At 68.7% G+C, this 17,657-nt stretch carries 16 protein-coding genes; 7 read left to right on the top strand and 9 right to left on the bottom strand.

Going from position 1 to position 17,657, the window contains the following annotated elements; genetic code table 11:
• Nucleotides 1–2: 2 nt before the first annotated feature.
• The 3 genes from LXT21_RS24605 to dnaE form a co-directional block, all read right to left on the bottom strand.
• A complete protein-coding gene (locus LXT21_RS24605) occupies nt 3–1,040 on the bottom strand; it encodes a prephenate dehydrogenase/arogenate dehydrogenase family protein (RefSeq protein ID WP_254040618.1) in 1,038 nt (345 codons plus the stop codon).
• 34 nt (nt 1,041–1,074) lie between these two features.
• Complete coding sequence (locus LXT21_RS24610) at nt 1,075–1,902, bottom strand: crotonase/enoyl-CoA hydratase family protein (RefSeq protein ID WP_254040619.1); 828 nt, start codon at nt 1,900–1,902, stop codon at nt 1,075–1,077.
• Nucleotides 1,903–1,973: 71 nt separating this feature from the next.
• Complete coding sequence (gene dnaE / locus LXT21_RS24615) at nt 1,974–5,525, bottom strand: DNA polymerase III subunit alpha (protein ID WP_254040620.1); 3,552 nt, start codon at nt 5,523–5,525, stop codon at nt 1,974–1,976.
• Nucleotides 5,526–5,865: 340 nt separating this feature from the next.
• Between dnaE and LXT21_RS24620 the strand changes: the two genes are divergently transcribed.
• From LXT21_RS24620 to LXT21_RS24630, 3 genes are all read left to right on the top strand, one after another.
• Nucleotides 5,866–6,315, top strand: coding sequence for a Spy/CpxP family protein refolding chaperone (locus tag LXT21_RS24620; protein WP_254040621.1), 450 nt, complete (start codon nt 5,866–5,868; stop codon nt 6,313–6,315).
• Between the two features lie 86 nt (nt 6,316–6,401).
• Entirely contained in the window at nt 6,402–7,208 is an 807-nt protein-coding gene (locus tag LXT21_RS24625; protein ID WP_254040622.1) for a M14 family metallopeptidase, read from the top strand.
• A gap of 73 nt (nt 7,209–7,281) precedes the next feature.
• Entirely contained in the window at nt 7,282–8,172 is an 891-nt protein-coding gene (locus LXT21_RS24630) for an aldo/keto reductase (protein WP_254040623.1), read from the top strand.
• Between the two features lie 9 nt (nt 8,173–8,181).
• Here the strand turns inward: LXT21_RS24630 and LXT21_RS24635 are convergent, their stop codons facing one another.
• Together LXT21_RS24635 and LXT21_RS24640 are read right to left on the bottom strand one after the other, a co-directional pair.
• Nucleotides 8,182–9,369: a hypothetical protein gene (locus LXT21_RS24635; RefSeq protein ID WP_254040624.1), complete on the bottom strand. Its 1,188-nt coding sequence runs from the start codon at nt 9,367–9,369 to the stop codon at nt 8,182–8,184.
• Nucleotides 9,330–9,848 (bottom strand): hypothetical protein, encoded by a 519-nt coding sequence (locus LXT21_RS24640; protein WP_254040625.1) that lies wholly within the window; start codon nt 9,846–9,848, stop codon nt 9,330–9,332. Before LXT21_RS24640 ends, LXT21_RS24635 begins: the two co-directional genes overlap by 40 nt.
• A 154-nt stretch (nt 9,849–10,002) precedes the next feature.
• On the opposite strand from LXT21_RS24640, the gene sitA6 reads away from it, so the two are divergent.
• Entirely contained in the window at nt 10,003–10,674 is a 672-nt protein-coding gene (gene sitA6, locus LXT21_RS24645) for a SitA6 family polymorphic toxin lipoprotein (RefSeq protein ID WP_254040626.1), read from the top strand.
• Between the two features lie 6 nt (nt 10,675–10,680).
• A complete protein-coding gene (gene sitI6, locus LXT21_RS24650) occupies nt 10,681–11,403 on the top strand; it encodes a SitI6 family double-CXXCG motif immunity protein (protein ID WP_254040627.1) in 723 nt (240 codons plus the stop codon).
• A 9-nt stretch (nt 11,404–11,412) separates the two neighbouring features.
• Here the strand turns inward: sitI6 and LXT21_RS24655 are convergent, their stop codons facing one another.
• The 4 genes from LXT21_RS24655 to LXT21_RS24670 form a co-directional block, all read right to left on the bottom strand.
• Complete coding sequence (locus LXT21_RS24655; protein WP_254040628.1) at nt 11,413–12,624, bottom strand: substrate-binding domain-containing protein; 1,212 nt, start codon at nt 12,622–12,624, stop codon at nt 11,413–11,415.
• Nucleotides 12,625–12,661: 37 nt separating this feature from the next.
• Nucleotides 12,662–13,519, bottom strand: coding sequence for a WGR domain-containing protein (locus LXT21_RS24660; RefSeq protein ID WP_254040629.1), 858 nt, complete (start codon nt 13,517–13,519; stop codon nt 12,662–12,664).
• A gap of 60 nt (nt 13,520–13,579) precedes the next feature.
• Nucleotides 13,580–14,575: an NAD-dependent epimerase/dehydratase family protein gene (locus tag LXT21_RS24665; protein ID WP_254040630.1), complete on the bottom strand. Its 996-nt coding sequence runs from the start codon at nt 14,573–14,575 to the stop codon at nt 13,580–13,582.
• Nucleotides 14,576–14,665: 90 nt separating this feature from the next.
• The gene (locus LXT21_RS24670) at nt 14,666–15,799 is read right to left on the bottom strand and encodes a GNAT family N-acetyltransferase (protein WP_254040866.1); all 1,134 of its coding nucleotides are present in this window, start codon (nt 15,797–15,799) and stop codon (nt 14,666–14,668) included.
• A 188-nt stretch (nt 15,800–15,987) separates the two neighbouring features.
• On the opposite strand from LXT21_RS24670, the gene LXT21_RS24675 reads away from it, so the two are divergent.
• Both LXT21_RS24675 and LXT21_RS24680 read left to right on the top strand, forming a co-directional pair.
• Entirely contained in the window at nt 15,988–16,899 is a 912-nt protein-coding gene (locus LXT21_RS24675; protein WP_254040631.1) for a DUF6310 domain-containing protein, read from the top strand.
• Nucleotides 16,896–17,651 carry a DUF5953 family protein gene (locus LXT21_RS24680; protein ID WP_254040632.1) on the top strand — a complete coding sequence of 252 codons (756 nt, stop codon included), beginning with the start codon at nt 16,896–16,898 and terminating at the stop codon, nt 17,649–17,651. The genes LXT21_RS24675 and LXT21_RS24680 overlap by 4 nt, the downstream gene beginning before the upstream one ends.
• The last annotated feature ends 6 nt before the right edge of the window (nt 17,652–17,657 follow it).

The following is a 17,657-nucleotide window of genomic DNA, read 5'->3' on the forward strand; positions in this document are numbered from 1 at the left end:
GGTCAGGGTTCCTCGTCGGGTCTGTTGACGGTGTCTCGACACAGCCGCAGCACGGCGTGGAAGACCTCGTCGATGGAGCCAGTGTGGAGTCCGTCGTGCTCGGCCCACGCGCGTCGGGTGTCGAGCATGGAGGATTCCCGCTCCGCGTCGGGGAATGGCAGCCCGTGCTCGGACTTCACGCGGGCCGCGTCCTGGACGAGTCGAGCGCGGCGCGCGAGCAGTGACACCAGCTCACGGTCGACCTGGTCGATGCGCTGACGCACGTCGAGCAGGGCGGGAGGCGCGGTGGGGCTGCGCACGGCCTTGGCGGAGGCCTCGAGTCCTTGGTGGAGCTCGGTGAGGGCCGCGAGCAACTCCGCGCGAGCCTCGCGGGCGTAGGGGTTCTCCGACTGCACGACGTTGAAGAGGTGGGGCACCTCGGTGCGCGCGTACTCTTCGAGTCGGGCCACGGGCTGGAAGCTGGGCGGAGCGAAGGGGATGCCCTTCCCCACTCCGGCCTTCACGAGCCCGTGCGCCAGGAAGAACGTGAGCACGTGCGTACGGGCCATCAGCGCGTCGTGCGCCTCGGGGGCCATCTCCGTCACGTCACAGCCGAGCCGCTCGAACAGCGCGCGGGCCCGCTGCGCAGCCTCGGGGTGCAGCGAGTTGGGACACACCACGGTGCGCCGGGCATCACCGCGCGCGAGGCTCGCGGGACCGAAGAGCGGATGCGTCCCGACCCAAGGAATGTCGCGTCCCAGAACAGTGGCGAGCGCCTGCACGGGGCTCACCTTCACGCTGCCCACATCGATGACGAATTGGGTGGGTGACAGCAGGGGGCGAAGCGAAGTCAGCGCGTCGTGCATGGCGGTGACGGGCATCGCCAACACGAGAACGGTGGAGCGCGCGGCAAGGTCCGCGAGTGAGCCGGCCTGCAGCTTGGGAGGAACCTCGTCGAGCTTCGGGTCATGAACGCGGTGGGGAATGCCCGCGTCCGCGAGCAGCCCCGAGAGGGCGCGACCGAAGCGCCCATAACCCAGCAAGCCAACCGTCTCCGTCATGCCGTGTGACTCCCAGGGCTGGACGTCAGTGGAATCAGCGGCCGAGGAACTTCGCCGGGCGACGCTCGGCGAAGGCGGAGAAAGCCTCGGCGAGGTCGTGGGACTGGAGGAAGGCGGAGTTCCACACGGCGACGTAGCGCAGGCCATCGGCCGTGGACTTGTCGGCGCAGAACTCCATGACCTGCTTGGCGCCCTGGACGACGAGGGGCGGATTCTCGGCGATGCGACGCGCGGTGGCGCGGGCCTGGATGAGCATCTCCTCGGCGGAGGAGAACACCTCGTTGACGAGCCCCATGCGAAGGGCGCGCTCGGCGTCCACGTCACCACCGGTATAGGCGAGTTCGCGGGTGTGACCCTCGCCAATGATGCGAGGCAGGCGCTGCAGGGCGCCCAGGTCCGCGACGATGCCGACCTTCACCTCGCGCAGGGAGAACTTCGCGTCGCGTGAGCAGTAGCGGAAGTCGCACGCGGCGATGAGGTCCATGCCTCCACCGATGCACCAGCCGTGCACGGCGGCGATGAAGGGCTTGCGACAGCGGGCGACGCCCTCGGTGGCCTGCTGCATGTCGCCGATGAGCTTGAGCAGCCGGGTGCGCTCGAGGGCGAGGTTGTTGTCGCCAGTGAGCAGCGGCCCCAGGGACTCCATCATGCCCATGAGGTCCAGGCCGTAGGTGAAGTGGTCCCCGTTGCCACGGACGAGCACCACGCGGACGGACTCATCATCATCGAGCGCGCGGATGGCCTCCGGCATCTCCCGCCAGAAGTCCGGGCCCATGGCGTTGCCTCGCCCGGGGCCCAGCAGAACCACCTCGGCGACTCCATCCGCCTTCTCGATGCGCAGCGACTTGTACGTGGCGTCCATCACGGCCTCCCGCGAGAGTGAGCGCACCGTACCTCACCCGCGCGAAAGCGGCGCGTGACAGCGCCCCTTCATCACCCGAACTCGACCACCTTCATCCCGAACAGTCGGTCCACGGCGAGCAGCAGGTCGTCATGAACCTGGACCTTCAGGGACGTGTTCCCGATGAGCGCCTCCGCTTCACCGGGGAACAGCACGCTGACGGCCACGGGCGTGGCCCCCGCGTACTTCTTCGCCAGCTCGTTGAGCTTCGCCACCCGGTCCTCCGTCAGCAGGTCCGCCGGCACCCGCAACTCCAGCCGCTTGGTGCGCTTCTCACGGACCTCCTTCAGGCTCTGGATGTTGTCCACGATGAGCTCCGGCGTGGGCGAGTCCTCGTCACGCTGGCTGATCTGCACCGTCCCCGTCACCAGAATCGGGTCGTCCGACTTCAGCAGGTGCTCCCAGTTCTCGAACCCCGGCTTGGGCCCCTGCTTCGTCCACTTGCCGTTGCTCCCCATCACGCTGCGCGTCCCCTCCTTGCCCGGGAAGCACACCAGCTCGATGGAGCCCGACAAGTCCTCGATCGTCACCCACGCCATGCGCTTGCCCGTCTTCGTGGGCCGCTCGCGCAGCACCGTGACGACGCCCGCCACCGTGAGCTTGTCGTCCTTGCGCGCGCGCTGCACCGAGGTAATCGGCTTCGCGTAGCGCTTGAGCTCCTTGTCGTACTGATGCAGCGGATGGCCCGACACGTAGAAGCCGATGGCCTCCTTCTCCAGCGCCAGCCGCTCCTTCTCCGACCACTCCTCTACCACCACGTAGTCGTCCTTCAGCCCTCCACCACCCGTGGCCGGCCCCGCCAGCATCCCGAACAACGAGCTCTGCCCCGCCGCCTTGTCCTTCTGGCTGGCCGAGCCCCGGTTCATCGCCTTCTCAATCGTGTCGAAGATCTGCCGACGCGGCCGCTTCTCGAAGTCGAACGAGCCCGCCTTCACCAGCGCCTCGAGCACCTTGCGGTTCACCTTGCGGCTGTCCACGCGCTCGCAGAAGTCGAACAGGCTCTTGAAGTGCCCGTCCTTGCGCGCGTCCAGGATGGACTCGATGGCGCCCTCACCCACGCCCTTGATGCCGCCCAACCCGAAGCGGATCTTCCCGTCCACCGCGCCGAACTGCAGGTCCGACTGATTCACATCCGGCGGCAGCACCTGGAGGCCCGACTCGCGCGCCTCGCCGATGTGCTTCACCACCTTGTCCGTGTTGTCCTTCTCGCTGGAGAGAAGGGCCGCCATGAACTCGCACGGGTAATGGGCCTTCAGCCACGCCGTGTGAATCGTGACGAGGCCATACGCCGCCGAGTGGCTCTTGTTGAAGCCGTACTCGGCGAACTTCTCCATCAGGTCGAAGATTTCACCGGCGACCTTCAGGTCGACGTTGTTCTTCGCGCACCCCTCGAGGAAGCCGGCGCGCTCGGCCTGCATGACCTCGGCCTTCTTCTTGCCCATGGCGCGGCGAAGCAGGTCCGCGCGGCCCAGGGTGTAGCCACCCAGGACCTGCGAAATCTGCATCACCTGCTCCTGGTACACGATGACGCCGTAGGTGTCCTTGAGCACCGGCTCCAGCGCGGGGTGCGGATACGACACCTTCTCGCGGCCGTGCTTGCGGTTGATGAAGACATCCACCATGCCGGAGTCCAGAGGACCCGGGCGGTAGAGCGCGCCGGCGGCGATGACGTCTTCGAAGCAGGACGGCTTGAGCTTCACCACCATTTCCGTGAAGCCGCTGGACTCCATCTGGAAGACGCCGGCCGTGTCGCCCTTGGCCATCAGCTCCCAGACCTTGTCGTCGTTGAGCGGAATCTCGTGGCGCGGGATGTCCTTGCCGTGGTTGCGCTTGACCAGGTCCAGGCCGTGCTGAATCACCGTCAGCGTCTTCAGGCCGAGGAAGTCGAACTTCACCAGGCCCGCCGCCTCCACCTCGTCCTTGGCGAACTGGGTGATGAGCGTCTTCTCACCCGGCGGCTGGTAGACGGGCACGAACTCCCACAGCGGCTTGTCGGCGATGACCACGCCGGCCGCGTGCATGCCGGGCTGGCGGTGCAGGCCCTCCAGCGCGAGCGCGATTTCGAGCACGTCCTTCGTCGTGACGGGCTTGCCCTCCACCTCGCCGATGTTGCTGGGCTTCTCCATCATCTCCTTGAGGCGAGGCTCCATCTCGATGGCCTCCTTCAAGGTGATGTTGAGCACCTCCGGCACCAGCTTCGCGATGCGGTCACCCTCGCTGAAGGGCAGCGCGAACACGCGGCACACGTCGCGCAGCACGCTCTTGGCCTTCAAGGAGCCGAAGGTGATGATCTGCCCCACGTTCATCTCGCCGTACTTGCGGCCGACGTACTGGATGACCTCGTCGCGCCGGTCCTGGCAGAAGTCGATATCGAAGTCGGGCATCGACACGCGCTCCGGATTCAGGAAGCGCTCGAACAGGAGGTTGTACGGGATGGGGTCCACGTCCGTGATTCGCAGCGCGTACGCCACGAGGCTGCCGGCGCCGGAGCCACGGCCCGGCCCCACGGGGATGCCCATCTTCTTCGCCCAGTTGATGAAGTCCTGGACGATGAGGAAGTAGCCGCTGAAGCCCATCTTCTGGATGACGCCGAGCTCCAGCGTCAGGCGTGCCTGGTACTGCTCGCGGTCGATGGGGTACGTCACCGTGGCCGCCAGCTCGGTGAAGCGCTCGCGCAGGCCCTCGTAGGCCAGCTCCGCCATGAAGCTGTCCGGCGTGTGGCTGTCGGGCACCTTGAAGGTGGGCAGCATCGGCTTGCCCAGCTTGAGCTCCAGGTTGCACTGCTCGGCGATGCGCTGGGTGTTGTGGACCGCCTCGGGTGTGTCCTTGAAGAACTCCAGCATCTCCGTGGGGCTGGTGACGTAGAGCTTGTCCGTGGCGTGCTTCAGGCGCTTGTTGTCCGCCAGCGTCTTGCCGCTGGCGATGCACATGAGCAGCTCGTGCGCGCGCGCGTCCTCGCGCTTGATGTAGTGCGCGTCCGCGGTGGCGCACAGCGGGATGTCCAGATCCCGCGACAGCTGCATCAGGTTGACGTTGGCCTTGTCCTGCTCGGGCATCCCGTTGGACTGCACCTCCAGGAAGAAGTGCCCGGGCTCGAAGATGTCCTTGTACTCCTGGGCCGCGCGGCGGGCGTGGTCCATGTCCCCACGGAAGCACGCGCTCGTCACCTCGCCGCCCAGGCACGCCGTCAGCGCGAACAGGCCCTTGCTGTGGTCGGCGAGCACCTTCTTGTCGATGCGCGGGTGGTAGTAGAAGCCCTGCATGTACGCCGTGGACGACAGGTAGCGCAGGTTGGCGTAGCCCTCCGCGTTCTTCGCCACGAGGATGAGGTGGTGGGAGACCTTCTCCGAGCGGTCCTCACGCCCCTTGGGGCCGGCGACGTACGCCTCCATGCCGAGGATGGGCTTGATGCCCGCGTCCTTCGCCTTCTTGTAGAAGTCGATGGCGCCGAACATGTTGCCGTGGTCCGTCACGGCGACACTCGTCATCCCCTTCTCCTTCACCGTCTTGATGAGGTCCTTCATCCGGATGGCCCCATCGAGGAGCGAGTACAGGGTGTGAAGGTGCAGGTGGGTAAAGGACATGGTGAGGCGAACACTACGTTTGGTGTCGCCCTCTCGCTACCCTCTCTCTCGAGGTTCCGTCGGCGGGCCCCAGGGGCCGGAAAATCGGCCTCTTGCGCGGCCCGAACCCCGACGGAAAACGGCGGTCCGGGGCCATCGGAGAACTTGACTCCGCGCGCCTCCCTATCCGGCGTCCAGGCAGGCACGTCGGGGGTGGAACTCCGGGGCGGCGGAGCCCTTCACGTTTCTTCACGCCCGGTACAAGCGCGCCCAAAACCCGGCCGGCACATTGGGCAGCGTCGCCAGTACGGCGCAGCCACCCGGGGCCGCCTCGCGCGCCCCATTGCCGGAGAGAAGACCCATGATGAAGAAGCTCGCCATCGCCAGTTCCGCCGTCGTCGCCGTCGTGCTGCTCAGCGGCTTCGCGTTTCGCGGAGGGCACCACGGCTGGGGCCACAACCCCGAGCGCATCAAGCAGGTGGTGACGTGGAAGCTCAACGACAAGCTGGATGACCTCGACGCGACGGAGGCCCAGCGCCAGTCCATCCACGCCGTGAAGGACCGCCTGCTCGAGCAGGGCGCGAAGCTGGCCGCGGAGCAGCGCGGGGTGCGCTCGGAGGTGGTGGGCCAGCTGGAGTCCGCCACGCCCGACGCGAAGCGGCTCCACGCGCTGGTGGACGAGCGCATCGAGGCCCTGCGCGCGTTCGCCCACCAGGCGACGGACGCCGCGCTGGAGGTGCACGGCACGCTGACGCCCGAGCAGCGCAAGGAGCTGGCCACCGAGTTCCGCGAGCGCACCGGCCTGGAGTGAGTGTCGCGTCCCCCACTCAACGGCCCTCGTCTGCCCGGGGGTAGGAATGGGTAGGCGCTGAGGCGCACCGCGCATAGGTTGGGGGCGTGAGATACCGGTACACCGACTACGCGCAACGCATCCGCTCCTTCGAGAACCTCGGTGAAGTGGCCGAATATGGACACGTCATCGAGGGCGGGCAGACCTACCCGCTCTTCCGCATCACCGTGCCCGGTGAACGTTGGCTGGTCATCACCTCCGGCTTCCATGGCGAGGAGCCCGCGGGTCCGCTCACGCTGGCCGAGCGCCTGCCGGAGGTGGTGGCCTACGCGAAGGAGCGCGGCGTGGGGCTGCGCGTGTATCCGTGCATCAACCCCTCCGGCTTCGAGGACGGCACCCGCTACAACCGCAGCGGGGAGAAGCCGAACAACGACTTCATGCGCTACGAGGTGGCGCCGGGCGAGTGGCGCGGCGAGCTGAACCCCGGCCAGGCCCACCTGCGCTGGGCGCTGTACGACGGCGGGCCCAAGGAGACGCGGGCGGTGCGCACGGACCTGGCGCGCTGGCCCGCGCCGAACGCCGCGCTGGACATCCACCAGGACAACTACCTGGGCGGCGCCGCGACGTACGCGTACGTCTTCGGGGACAAGGCCGCGTACCTGCCGCTCGTCGACGCCGCGTCGAAGCACGCCACCGTGATTCGCAACCAGAAGGTGGACGAGAACAACGTCACCGACGACGCGGGCCTCATCTGGTACCACGACGGCAGCGTGACGGATTGGTACATGCGCCAGGGGGTGCCGTACACGGCCGCGCTGGAGACCACCACGCCCACCAGCCTGGAGGCGTGCCACCAGGTGAACCTGGCCTGGATTCGGGGCTTCATCGACCTGGCCGCGCGCAAGGAGCGCTGACTCCCAGCCGTGCGCGCGTGACATGCTGGCGCGCCGGTCCGCTCGTCGCGGGCCGCGCGAGGAGGCTGTCACCGTGCAACGTCTGGAGCACCGCCCGCTGGGGATGACGGGCCTGAAGGTGTCCGCGCTGGGCCTGGGCGCGGGCCCCTTGGGGAGCGCGGAGCTGGAGGACCGGGCGGTGGAGGCACTGCTGCTCGGCGCGCTGGACGCGGGGGTGAACCTCATCGACACGGCGCCGAGCTATGGCGCGTCCGAGGAGCGCATCGGCCGGTTCCTCGGTGCGCGCCGGGGCGACTTCGTCCTGTCCACCAAGTGCGGCTACGGCGTGCCGGGAGTGGAGGACTGGACGCCCGAGTGCATCACGCGGGGCGTGGACCTGGCGCTGCGCCGGCTGCGCACGGACTACCTCGACGTGATGCACCTGCACTCGTGTCCCGAGGAGGTGCTGCGACGCACGGAGCTGGTGGATGCCCTGCGGCGCGCGGTGGCGCAGGGCAAGGTGCGCGTGGCGGCGTACTCGGGGGACAACGCCGCGCTCCAGTGCGCCCTGTCCAACGGAGCCTTCGGCTGCGTGCAGACGTCCGTGAATGTGTTCGACCAGCGAGCGCTGGAGGTGGCGGTGCCGCGCGCGGCGGGGATGGGCGTGGGAGTCATCGCCAAGCGCCCCCTGGGCAACGCGGCGTGGCGCCATGACACGCGCCCCGAGGCGCACGACGTGAGCCAGTACTGGGACAGGATGCGCGCCATGAACGTGGAGCTGGGCGGGCTCGAGTGGGACGAGCTGGCGCTGCGCTTCGCGGCCCATGCGCCCGGGGTGAGTTCGTGCATCGTCGGCACCACCCAGGCGTCACGACTGCGGCGCAACCTCGACATCCTGTCCAGGGGTCCGCTTGCCGAGTCGCAGGTCGCGGGTCTGCGCGAACTGTTCCGCCGGCATGACGTGGGGTGGGACGGGGTGATTTGAGGAGGCGCGTCAGGGCGTCCCCGGCGTGAAGAGCCAGAGCTGATAGCCCTTGTCGGTGATGACGCCGCGGACGTTGGGGTAGCCCATGATCTCCTCGGTCAACGTGAAGCGGCGCACCAGGGCGACACCTTGGGTGCCGCTGGGGCTCACCGAGGCCCTCATCGGGCAGAACGTCTTGCCCGTGTTGCCTCCCTCCAGACGGAAGACCTGCCACTCCCGGGTCGCATCCACGACCGAGCAGGAGGAGCGGTAGTTGTCCGAGCTGGGGCCGTCAGTGACGATGCGAACGGCGTGGCCTCGGTACGAGGTCTCCTCGTCGCTGATGAGGGTGCCGCTCACCCCATTCGCGGGCCGGGGCACCTTCGGCCCCCACGCCTTCTTCGCGGCGTCGTAGCAGCGGAAGCTCGAACCCGCGGCGTCCTGCGCCACGCACGGACGCTCGTCGCTCCAGACGAGGTCGCTGAGGTCCCCGATGGGCGTGGCGCCAATCGACCTGGGGGCGCCGAAGTAGAGCGGCGCGCTTCGAGCCCTGAACCGATTCACCTCTTGCGTGAGGCGCGCACCGCGCGGTGTGTTCGAGAATCCGCCATCCTCTGAGGGCCGGCTCCCCGTCACCGGCCAGCCTCCGCCCTGGGACCACCAGAGCTCTCGCGTCCAGAGGTCATCCACCTCCTCCAGGAGCGGCCTGACGAAATCCCATTGGGAGTCGACGAAGGCGTGGGCCACGTCGGTGAGCGCGTGGGCACGCCTGGACAGTTCGGCGGCCTGTTTCGTGAACGAGCCGGGGGCGCGCGAGGAGCCCTTCTCCGCCTCGCGGCGAATCTCCCGGACCTCCGTGTCCAGGGAGAGTCGCTCGCCATCCTCGATGAGGGAGAAGCGGACGGGGGCGGACTCCAGCTTCAGCGTCAACCCTCCCGGCGCGCACTCCAGCTGCGTGACGGGCCAGCGAGCGCTCGCCCAGAGCTCACGCAGGCGCGGACTGAGAATCCTCACGGTGGGCTGCCGCGAATCGTAGGAGAGCGGATTCGAGATGGCGACCCGAAGGAGGTGCTTGGTGCCGCCGGTTTGCACGGGGCACTCGAAGCCCACGGGCTCCACGCCAGAGCCCGCATCCTCCGCGAGACTCGGACAGGCAAGGATGGACAGCGTCATCCCCATCACTGCGCGGACCGTGCTCTGAATCCAAGGCGGGGACATGCGGTGGCTCCTGATGGCTCGCTGAATGCCCCAGACCTCCATCCAGGGGTGCAACAACGCACCACGCCGGACTTCCAGCACCAGTCTCCAGCTGACTCAACTCCAACAGCGCCGAGGCGACTGAAGCCCAGGTCGTGCGTGCGCCGGTTGGTCTTCTGGACCTCCAGGGCCCGCGTCCAGCGGTCGGCCTTGCTCTGCCACGAGGGCTCCAGCCCCACCTGGTAGAGCTGCCACAGGCCGCCAGGGAAGAAACCCTGCGTCCACGCGACCTCGTCCGTGTTGGCCACCGTCGTCCACGTCCCATCCGCGCGTGGCGCCTTCGGAGAGCGTGTCTCGTTCGGCATGGCGGACGCGGACTTCCGAAGCTGCGTCCTCGCGAAGCCCACCACCTTCAGCGCGTCAGCGTCATTGAACGCACGGGCCCCGCTTCCGCTCAGGAGCAACACCAACCCCAACACCTTCCAAGTCCACGATGCCAACGCCCTCATGCCCCTCCAATCGCCCGCGGCCAAGGTGGTCGCGAGCGCATCCGGAAGCCAGAGCGGCCAGCGGTTCGCTGGAGGGGCTGTGAAGCGCCGTGCGAGGTCCTCCTCCTGGAGGGCATGACAGAGGAGCCTCGTACCATCCCAATCCATGCGAACCCTGCACGCCCCTCTGGTTGCGTTGGTCCTCGCGTCATTGTCTGGCTGCACCACTCTCGGCAAACAACCCATGCAGCAGGCCTGGGACGCGGCAGAGGTCGAATGCCATACACCGGAGCAAGACCAGCGCGTCACCCTCCTGTGTCTGGGTGACGCCTGCGGCTTCTATCCCTGCGAACGTGCCCCGGAAGACATCGAGCTGGCGCGCTTCCCTCCAGCGAGGCCACCAGCGGCGAGCGCGGCTCCCGGCAGAGGTCCCAGACGGAACTGGGGTGGAGCCCAACAGCTCCCACCTGGCGCCGTCATGGTCTTCCCTCACTGGAATGGCGCTCCAGCGAAAGTCATTCCGCCGTCACGCCAGCTCACTCCGGGACGATGGGAGAAGCACCACATCTTCCCCCAGGCCCGAGACCTCGCGGACTGGTTCGAGCAACAAGGCGTCAAGATTCACAGCTACACGATGCCCATTCCGCTTCACGTCCACAGACGCATCCATGACGGCACGGGCCGAGGCGGAGCCTGGAATGAAGCGTGGCGCGACTTCATCCGAACCTCTCCCAGGGCAAGTCCCGAGGAGATCTTCCGGCATGCGGGAGAGCTGATTCACCGATTCGACCTCATCGGCGGCCCCGTCCAGCCCTACTATTCCCGCCCGGGAGCCTAGGCGAGCATGAGCCGTTACTTCTTGATGGGCGAGGACAGGGCGGCCACCGCGAAGCACGGCGGGGAGGTCGATGCGACACATCGGTGGCGACTTCCCGGCGTGAAGTGCCATGTGTGCGGCGCGACATGGAGCGACGTGGGGCATGACCATCCCTCCGTCGACCTCTCGGGCCTCGCCGAGCATCGCTCGTTCGAGAGGCCGCGACCGGAACCTCTCGCCGAGCTCAACCGACTGCGCGAGCTGGTACGCCCCTTGTTACCTCCTCAAGCAGAGCTTCCGCCTGGCACGCACTTCGGCCCGCTGGTGGGTCAGGCCTTCGGTTCCTTCGGCCCTCTTGCCTGGGTCGGAGGAATCAGACTCCTCCTCCGCACAGAAGTCCTGGAACAATTTCGCTCGGCCGGAGTCCACGGCCTCATCGGCTGCCGCACCGAGCTTCGACACCGGCAGAAGAACCCGCCCGAGCTGCTGGAGCTTCAGCTTCGGCCAACGGGCCGACTGCACCCGAGCAGCTTTCCCGTGGAGACGCCTCCGGCCTGCGCGACCTGTGGACGGCAGGCCCTCCGCTGGCCCGATGCGCCCATCCTGGACGCCACCCCTCTCCCCATCGCGGAGGACCTGTTCCGGTTGGGAGACTTCGCCACGATGGTCATCTGCACGGAGCGGTTTCGCGACGCAGTGGCTCGACTCGCGCTGGACGGACTCACCTTCCGCGAGCTGCCGACGCGGTAGACGCGGCCCCTACCGACCCGACGTCAGCACACGCGACCAGAGCATCAACAGGTCCCGGACCACGGGCCCCTCGGGCACCTCCGCCACGGGGGGCACGTCCACCTGGACACCATGGGACGCAAGCCGCGTGAACGGATTCGCCGGGTCATCGGTCTTCAACGGCACCGCGGGGTCCGCCGGCCGGAAGCCGAACTGAAGCGCCCGCTCCTGCACCGGCCGGCTGTGCAGATAGCGCAGCCACTCCAGCGCCGCCTCCTTCTGCGCGGGCGTCACCCAATCCCCCTGCAGCACCGCCGCCGGATGGTCGCTCCACAGGGTGAGCGCGGGATAGGACACCTTCAGCTCACCCCAGCGGCCCTGCGCCTGCGACACCTGCGCAATCGCCAGGTTCTCGTACACCACCGCGATGTCGTAACGCGAAGGCCCGAAGCGGACCATGTCCGCCATGAAGGTCCCCGTCGACGGCTCGAAGCGCGTGACACCTCGCTCCAAGGCCTTCATCCAATCCTGATACCCCGGGTCCAGCAGGTCCTCCACCGTGAGCCCGCCGCGCTTGCCGTAGTACTCCAGCGTCGCGAGCAACAACGCCTGCAGCCCCGAGTTCGAGCGCGTCGGGTCCGTGTGGCCCAGCTTCACCAGCCCCCACTCCCCCTTGCCTCCAATCGCCGGCCAGCCCCGGGGGCTCGTCACCGCCTTCTGGAGGACCTTCCACGACACCGCGCCGCCACCACTCGCCTTGCGCAGCACCTCCGCCCGGTCCGCCCACACCACGAACACCAGCGGCGTAATCACCAGCGGACGCGGCGCCTGCTCACCGGCTTCCGCGAACAGCGGCCCGCGCGAGGCATCCGTCGCCCAGTCCGACGCGAGCATGCGCAACACCGCGCTGTCCGCCGGACTCCACACCGTGGGCTGCTCCCGGCCGTCCAGGATGGCCTGCGCGGCCTCCAGCGAGCCGCGCCCCACCAACGTCAGACGGATGGACGGATGCTCGCGCTCGAAGTCCCGCGCCGCGGCCTCCACCCAGTCCTTCTTCTCCGTGCTGTAGAGGAAGGTGACGTCCACCACCTTGCCCGGCCTCGAGGGCCGGGACACGGCGGTGGGCAGCGGCGTCCCCGCCTCAGGGACCTCCGTCGACCGGGGACCTCGCTCCGAGGTCAGGTACAGAACCCCACCCAGCGCGGCGAGGAATCCGACGACGATGAGAACCCTGGGTGTCATGTGCCGCTGCATCCCCCTTCCAACAACATGTCCAGCCTCAGGCCTCCAGCCGAGAGAGTCGTCCCGCCAGCGGCGTCTCGCTCGCCGCGTTCACGCCCTTGACCCACTCGGACAGCGAGCCGCCGGACTCGGACAGCTTCTTCTCCACGTGCGGGCGCAGCTGGCCCCAGCGCTTCGCCCAGCCATCCTCGGAGGCGCTGCCCTTGAACCCGGGACGCTCCGCCAGGAGCAGGCCCAACCGCAGCGCGAGCTCCGGCTCACCCAGCGAGTCCGCGCGGCGCACCATGCCCAATTCGCCCGACTCCGGCGCGGCCCTCCACAGCTCCACCGCGCGGCTGAAGGCGGCCACGTCCAGCTCGCTCAACAACCCCAGCGCGTGACGCAGCGGCAGACGGCCCTCCTTGGGCGCGGCCACCACGCGCTTCATCAGCGCCTCGAAGACAGGCCCCAGCTGCGCGTGCGACGCCGGGTCCACGCCGCCCAGGGCCCGCAGCGCCCTGCGCGCGCGACGGGCGCGAGAGGTGACCTCCCAGCTGCGCCAGCCCAGACGGGCCCGGAGCCCCGCGAGCGCCTCGGCGGCGACGTCCAGCGTCGCCTGCGTCGGCGTGGCGACGGGCACGCGGCGCGGCAGCGGCGTCTCCTTCGGCGCGGCGGGCGGCGCGGCCACGGCGGCGGCGGGAGCGCCCCCTTCCGTCACCTCCTTGTAGCCCTCGCGCACCTTCTCGGCGACCTTCTTGTCGTACTCCTTCTGCGCGCCCGCGGCGTCGGCGAAGGCCTTCTCCTTGCGCTGCCCGGCGGTGCCGATGCGCCCGAAGGTGACGATGAAGACGTTGCCCTGAACCTCCGGCTGCCAGAACTTGGAGCTGGTTCCCTCGACGAACTCGAACCTACGCATGGCCCAACCTCCCGGTGCACTGGCCGCCCACAAGGCTACCGCACACGCTCCCGGCGCGCCTCAGGCGGCCTGTGACGATTTCTCCTGGAACGCCGCTTCCATCTCCTTCAGTCCCATGACGCGCGGCATCCGCCCCTCGTAGCCCAGCTCCTGGCGGGCCTTCTCGTCACTCACCGTCACCTCCCGGCCGATGAGCAACACCTCGGTGCGGCTGAGCGGCGGACGGCCCGGGAGCCCGAAGGTCCCCCACGCCAGGTCCCCCACCGTGGCCACCACCGCCGCCAGGCCGTACGGAATCGTGCTCGTGCCCGGGTCCACGCCCTGCGTCTTGAGCATCGCGGTGACGAAGTCCCGGAACACCACGGGCTCCCCGTCGGTGAGGAAATACGCCTCGCCGCCCCGCCCCTTCTCCGCGGCCAGCAGCATGCCCTCCACGCAGTTGACCACGTGGCAGGTGGAGCTCAGGTAGCGCCCGTCCCCCACCCACTTGAAGCGCCGGGTGCGCACCGCGTCCACCATCTGCGGCAGCACCGACGTGTCCCCGAGCCCCCACACCAACCGGGGCCGCACCGCCACGGTGGTGAAGTCCGGCGAGTTCACGCTCAGCACCCGGCGCTCGGACTCGTTCTTGGTGGACGGGTAGTCGCCGATGGGGCGCTCGGGCAGCGGCCAGGACTCGTTGGCCTTCACCAGCGGCGTGCCGTCCGCGAGCACCGCCTCCGTGCTGACGTGCACGAAGCGCTTCACGCCCGCGGCGCGGGCGGCCTCGAGGACCCGCTCCGTGCCGCGCACGTTGGCCTCGTAGTACTCCGCGCGCGGGGCCCACGACTTCACCAACGCGGCCGAGTGGAAGACGGTGTCGCAGCCCACCATGCCGCGCTTGAGGACCTCCACGTCGGACAGGTCCCCCTCGAAGGGCTCGCCTCCGGCGGCCGTCACGGTGGACATGGCCGCGGCGGAGCGCGCCAGGGCACGCGCCGGCGCACCGCGCGACTTGAGCGCCGCCAGGAGATACCTGCCCACGAAACCGGAACCGCCGGTGACGAACGCCCGCATGGACCGCTCCTCCACGAATGAGGTCCCGGGCTCCTACCACCTCCGGCCCTCGGGGCGGTAGCCACCCGGGCCCCGGAGGGAGTCCCGGCGTCAGAACATGTCGCGAAGGGACGGTTGGGGACCGCCGAAGAGGGCCATCGCCGAGCGCACCGAGGCGTCATCCGCCTCCAGGAGCCCCACCGAGCGCAGCGCGGCGGCGGACTGGAAGCCCGTGTACAGCGTCGCGAGCTGGCGGATGTCCAGCTTCAGCCGGCCCTCGCCCCCGCGCGTCACGCGGGCCACGCCATCCCGCACGTCGAGCACGAAGCGGCCCCGGTTCTCCTCGAACAGCTCGTCGGCCACGTCGAGGTGCAGCGAGCCCGACAGCCCCGGCGTCCAGCCGCGCGACTCGAGCGCGAGCTTCACGTCGAGCACACGCGCCATCCAGTGCATGTAGACCTTCACGGTGTACGACTGCTCGCGCAGGAGCAGGAGGAACGGGTCGTCCGGGCCGCCGTACCAGACGACCTCGGTGCCCAGCGAGTGGTGGTCGCCGAGGAAGCGCAGGAGCCTGCGCGCCGCCGCCGGAGTGCTGGCGACCAGGTCGGTCAGGGCCAATTCCTGGCGCAAATCCTTGAGCGGCCTGCGCGCGAGGTAGACGTAGCCCTCGATGCCGGAGGCGCCTTCGACGAGGTAGCCGTGGACCTGCTCGGAGCGGGGGTTGCGCACGCGGTTCCACGAGAACTCACTGCGATCCAACCAGCCCGGGCGAAGGCTCGCCTCGCGCCGGTAGCAGGCGGTGATGGCGGCCTCGTCGCGCGGCTCGATGGCGCGCAGCGACAGCGTGCGCTCGCCCATCTCGAGGGCGGCCATCTGCACGCGGATTTCGTAGCGGGCTCCGGCCTGTTCGTAACCGGCGCGCCGGTAGAGCGGCTGGGTGGCGGGGTACAGGATGGACAGCGCGGCGCCGGAGGCACGGGCCTCCTGGACGAGCCGGGTCATCAGGCGGCTGGCGGTGCCCTGTCCACGGTGCACGGGCGAGACGCCCACGCCGCCCACGCCGACGACGGGCACGCTGCGGCCACCGAACCACTGTCCCTTGCGGATGGAGACGAGGGTGCCAGCGACCTTGCCACCCTCGCGCAGCAGACGGAGGTCGTTCGAGTCCAGACGCTGTCGCCACGCGGCGCATTCCGCGGGCGTCATGGCGTAGGCATGCATCAAGATGTCTGACACGGCGGAGATTTCCTGCTCGTCTCTCGGCGGTCCAAAGTCGTCCGACGTCGCTTCCACGTCCGATGTCCTCCTGCCGGGCACATCCGCGAGCCCACGCGGCACTCTACCGGCGGTCCGCTCCCTCCTCACGAAACTGGCGCGAGGCGGCGGATGCTGGCGGTAGCATGGCTTCCCCCTGCCCCCGAAAGGACGTCGCCTTGCGATTCGGCGCATCCGCCGTGGTTCTGCTGCTCCTCTCGGCCTGCGCGACGTCGGCGCCTGAGACTCGGGGAGGCACGTCCCGGAACCCACGGCTCGCCAATCTCCAGAGAGCGGCCTCGCTGCCGTGGCTGGACGAGGGCCAGTGCGCCGTTCGCGAAGCCTCCCAGCCGTGGCCCGTGCTCGCGGAGCGGTGCTATCAGGTGCTCGACCATGACCGGCTCGAGTTCCGTGACACCACGGGGAGATGCTCGGTGGCCTCCGCTGGCGCCGCGGCGGTGGGGCTCGGGCTCTGTGTCCTGGCGGCTCCCGAAATCATCGTGGGCACCGTCGTCGTCCTGGGGGTCGTGGTGGTCGCCGCGGCCATTCACGATGCACTGGAGGCGCATGAGCTACGACGCCGCCATGCCGAGGAAGCGGGCGACACCGCCGGAACGACACAGACGATTGGAGCAGCCGAAGGCCACCGGAAGCCTGAGCGGGACCCCGCTGAACAAGGCTCACAACCGCCTGTGCCACCCCTGCCCGTGGGCAGCTCGCGCCATCCCCATTGCGAGCCTGTTCCGGTGCCGCGTGCGTCCAAGGATGTGGCCCATAACGCCTGTGCCGACAGGTTCCCGCCCAATCGGTACCCCGGCATGGACGTGAGTGTTAACGGGGTTCGCTTCGATGCACTGCAGGTCGGCGCGCGCGTGCTGTGGGAAATCAAGACCCACCGCTTCGATACGTACAATGGCTTCATCCAGGAACAGGAGCTCGAGAAAGAGCTCAAGCAGTTGAGCAAGGAGCGCGACACCGCCATCGAATGTGGCTACGACTTTGTCGTAGGCGTGAGCACCGAGGCGCACCGGGACGCGCTGTTCAAACAGGAATCCACCTTCACGGTCGTCGTCACGGGATGCCAGAGATGACTCCGCCGAGCCCCCTCATCCTCAATGTCTATGCGCCACCGCTCACGGGGTCCGACTCACGCCCGCTCGCCACCATCCAGGGGCTGGAGCGCGCCTTGCCCGGCTTGCGATTGGATTGGACCGGCACCGAAAGCCGACGACTCGCCGCTCTACCACGACGCGATGAGTGGGTGAGCGAGGAGAGCACGCGCGGCGAGTTCCCGTTCGTCTGCAACGGAGACGAGCGTCATCCCGTGATGATTTCGGGGCGCCTCCGCTCGGCGTACGTGAGCCCGGGGAGGCGGCCACAACTCCAGGTCCATGCAAAGCTCCCTCTGGATGCGACGGTCGTCATTGCCGCGTCGGCCGTGCTCGAAGCCGTCGCCGAGGGCTCACAGGCGTTCTGGGGTCACGCCACGCCGGACGACGCCACGCTGGACATCGCGTTCCAGACAGCCCCCACGCGGGAGGGACCACCCGCGCCTCGCCGGGGATTGCCTGCCCTGAAGCTCTTCCAGCACATCCGTCTGCCCGAGATTCCCTATCACCTGGGATGGTTGAACTACTGGTCCGCGGACTCAGCGCGAGCCCTCGGGTTCCCAGACGCGTCACTCGACGCCGAACTGCTGTCTCGAGCGCGTCGTACGGAGTCAGGCGGGTGGCTCGTGCAACTCACCCAGACCCCACTCGACCTGGACGACCCGGCCCACCTGGAGACCCTCCTGCGAACCTACGAGCGCTTCCCGGAGATCGGCGGCCGCGCGTCGCGTTGACTCCGC

It is taken from the genome of Myxococcus guangdongensis (assembly GCF_024198255.1).
Classification (GTDB): Bacteria; Myxococcota; Myxococcia; order Myxococcales; family Myxococcaceae; genus Myxococcus; species Myxococcus guangdongensis.

Bases quoted from the DNA above. Each gene is read 5' to 3' on its own strand.
- LXT21_RS24605 (WP_254040618.1), bottom strand. From the start codon at position 1,040: ATGACGGAGACGGTTGGCTTGCTGGGTTATGGGCGCTTCGGTCGCGCC.
- LXT21_RS24610 (WP_254040619.1), bottom strand. From the start codon at position 1,902: ATGGACGCCACGTACAAGTCGCTGCGCATCGAGAAGGCGGATGGAGTC.
- dnaE (WP_254040620.1), bottom strand. From the start codon at position 5,525: ATGTCCTTTACCCACCTGCACCTTCACACCCTGTACTCGCTCCTCGAT.
- LXT21_RS24620 (WP_254040621.1), top strand. From the start codon at position 5,866: ATGATGAAGAAGCTCGCCATCGCCAGTTCCGCCGTCGTCGCCGTCGTG.
- LXT21_RS24635 (WP_254040624.1), bottom strand. From the start codon at position 9,369: ATGTCCCCGCCTTGGATTCAGAGCACGGTCCGCGCAGTGATGGGGATG.
- sitA6 (WP_254040626.1), top strand. From the start codon at position 10,003: ATGCGAACCCTGCACGCCCCTCTGGTTGCGTTGGTCCTCGCGTCATTG.
- sitI6 (WP_254040627.1), top strand. From the start codon at position 10,681: ATGAGCCGTTACTTCTTGATGGGCGAGGACAGGGCGGCCACCGCGAAG.
- LXT21_RS24655 (WP_254040628.1), bottom strand. From the start codon at position 12,624: ATGACACCCAGGGTTCTCATCGTCGTCGGATTCCTCGCCGCGCTGGGT.
- LXT21_RS24660 (WP_254040629.1), bottom strand. From the start codon at position 13,519: ATGCGTAGGTTCGAGTTCGTCGAGGGAACCAGCTCCAAGTTCTGGCAG.
- LXT21_RS24665 (WP_254040630.1), bottom strand. From the start codon at position 14,575: ATGCGGGCGTTCGTCACCGGCGGTTCCGGTTTCGTGGGCAGGTATCTC.
- LXT21_RS24680 (WP_254040632.1), top strand. From the start codon at position 16,896: ATGACTCCGCCGAGCCCCCTCATCCTCAATGTCTATGCGCCACCGCTC.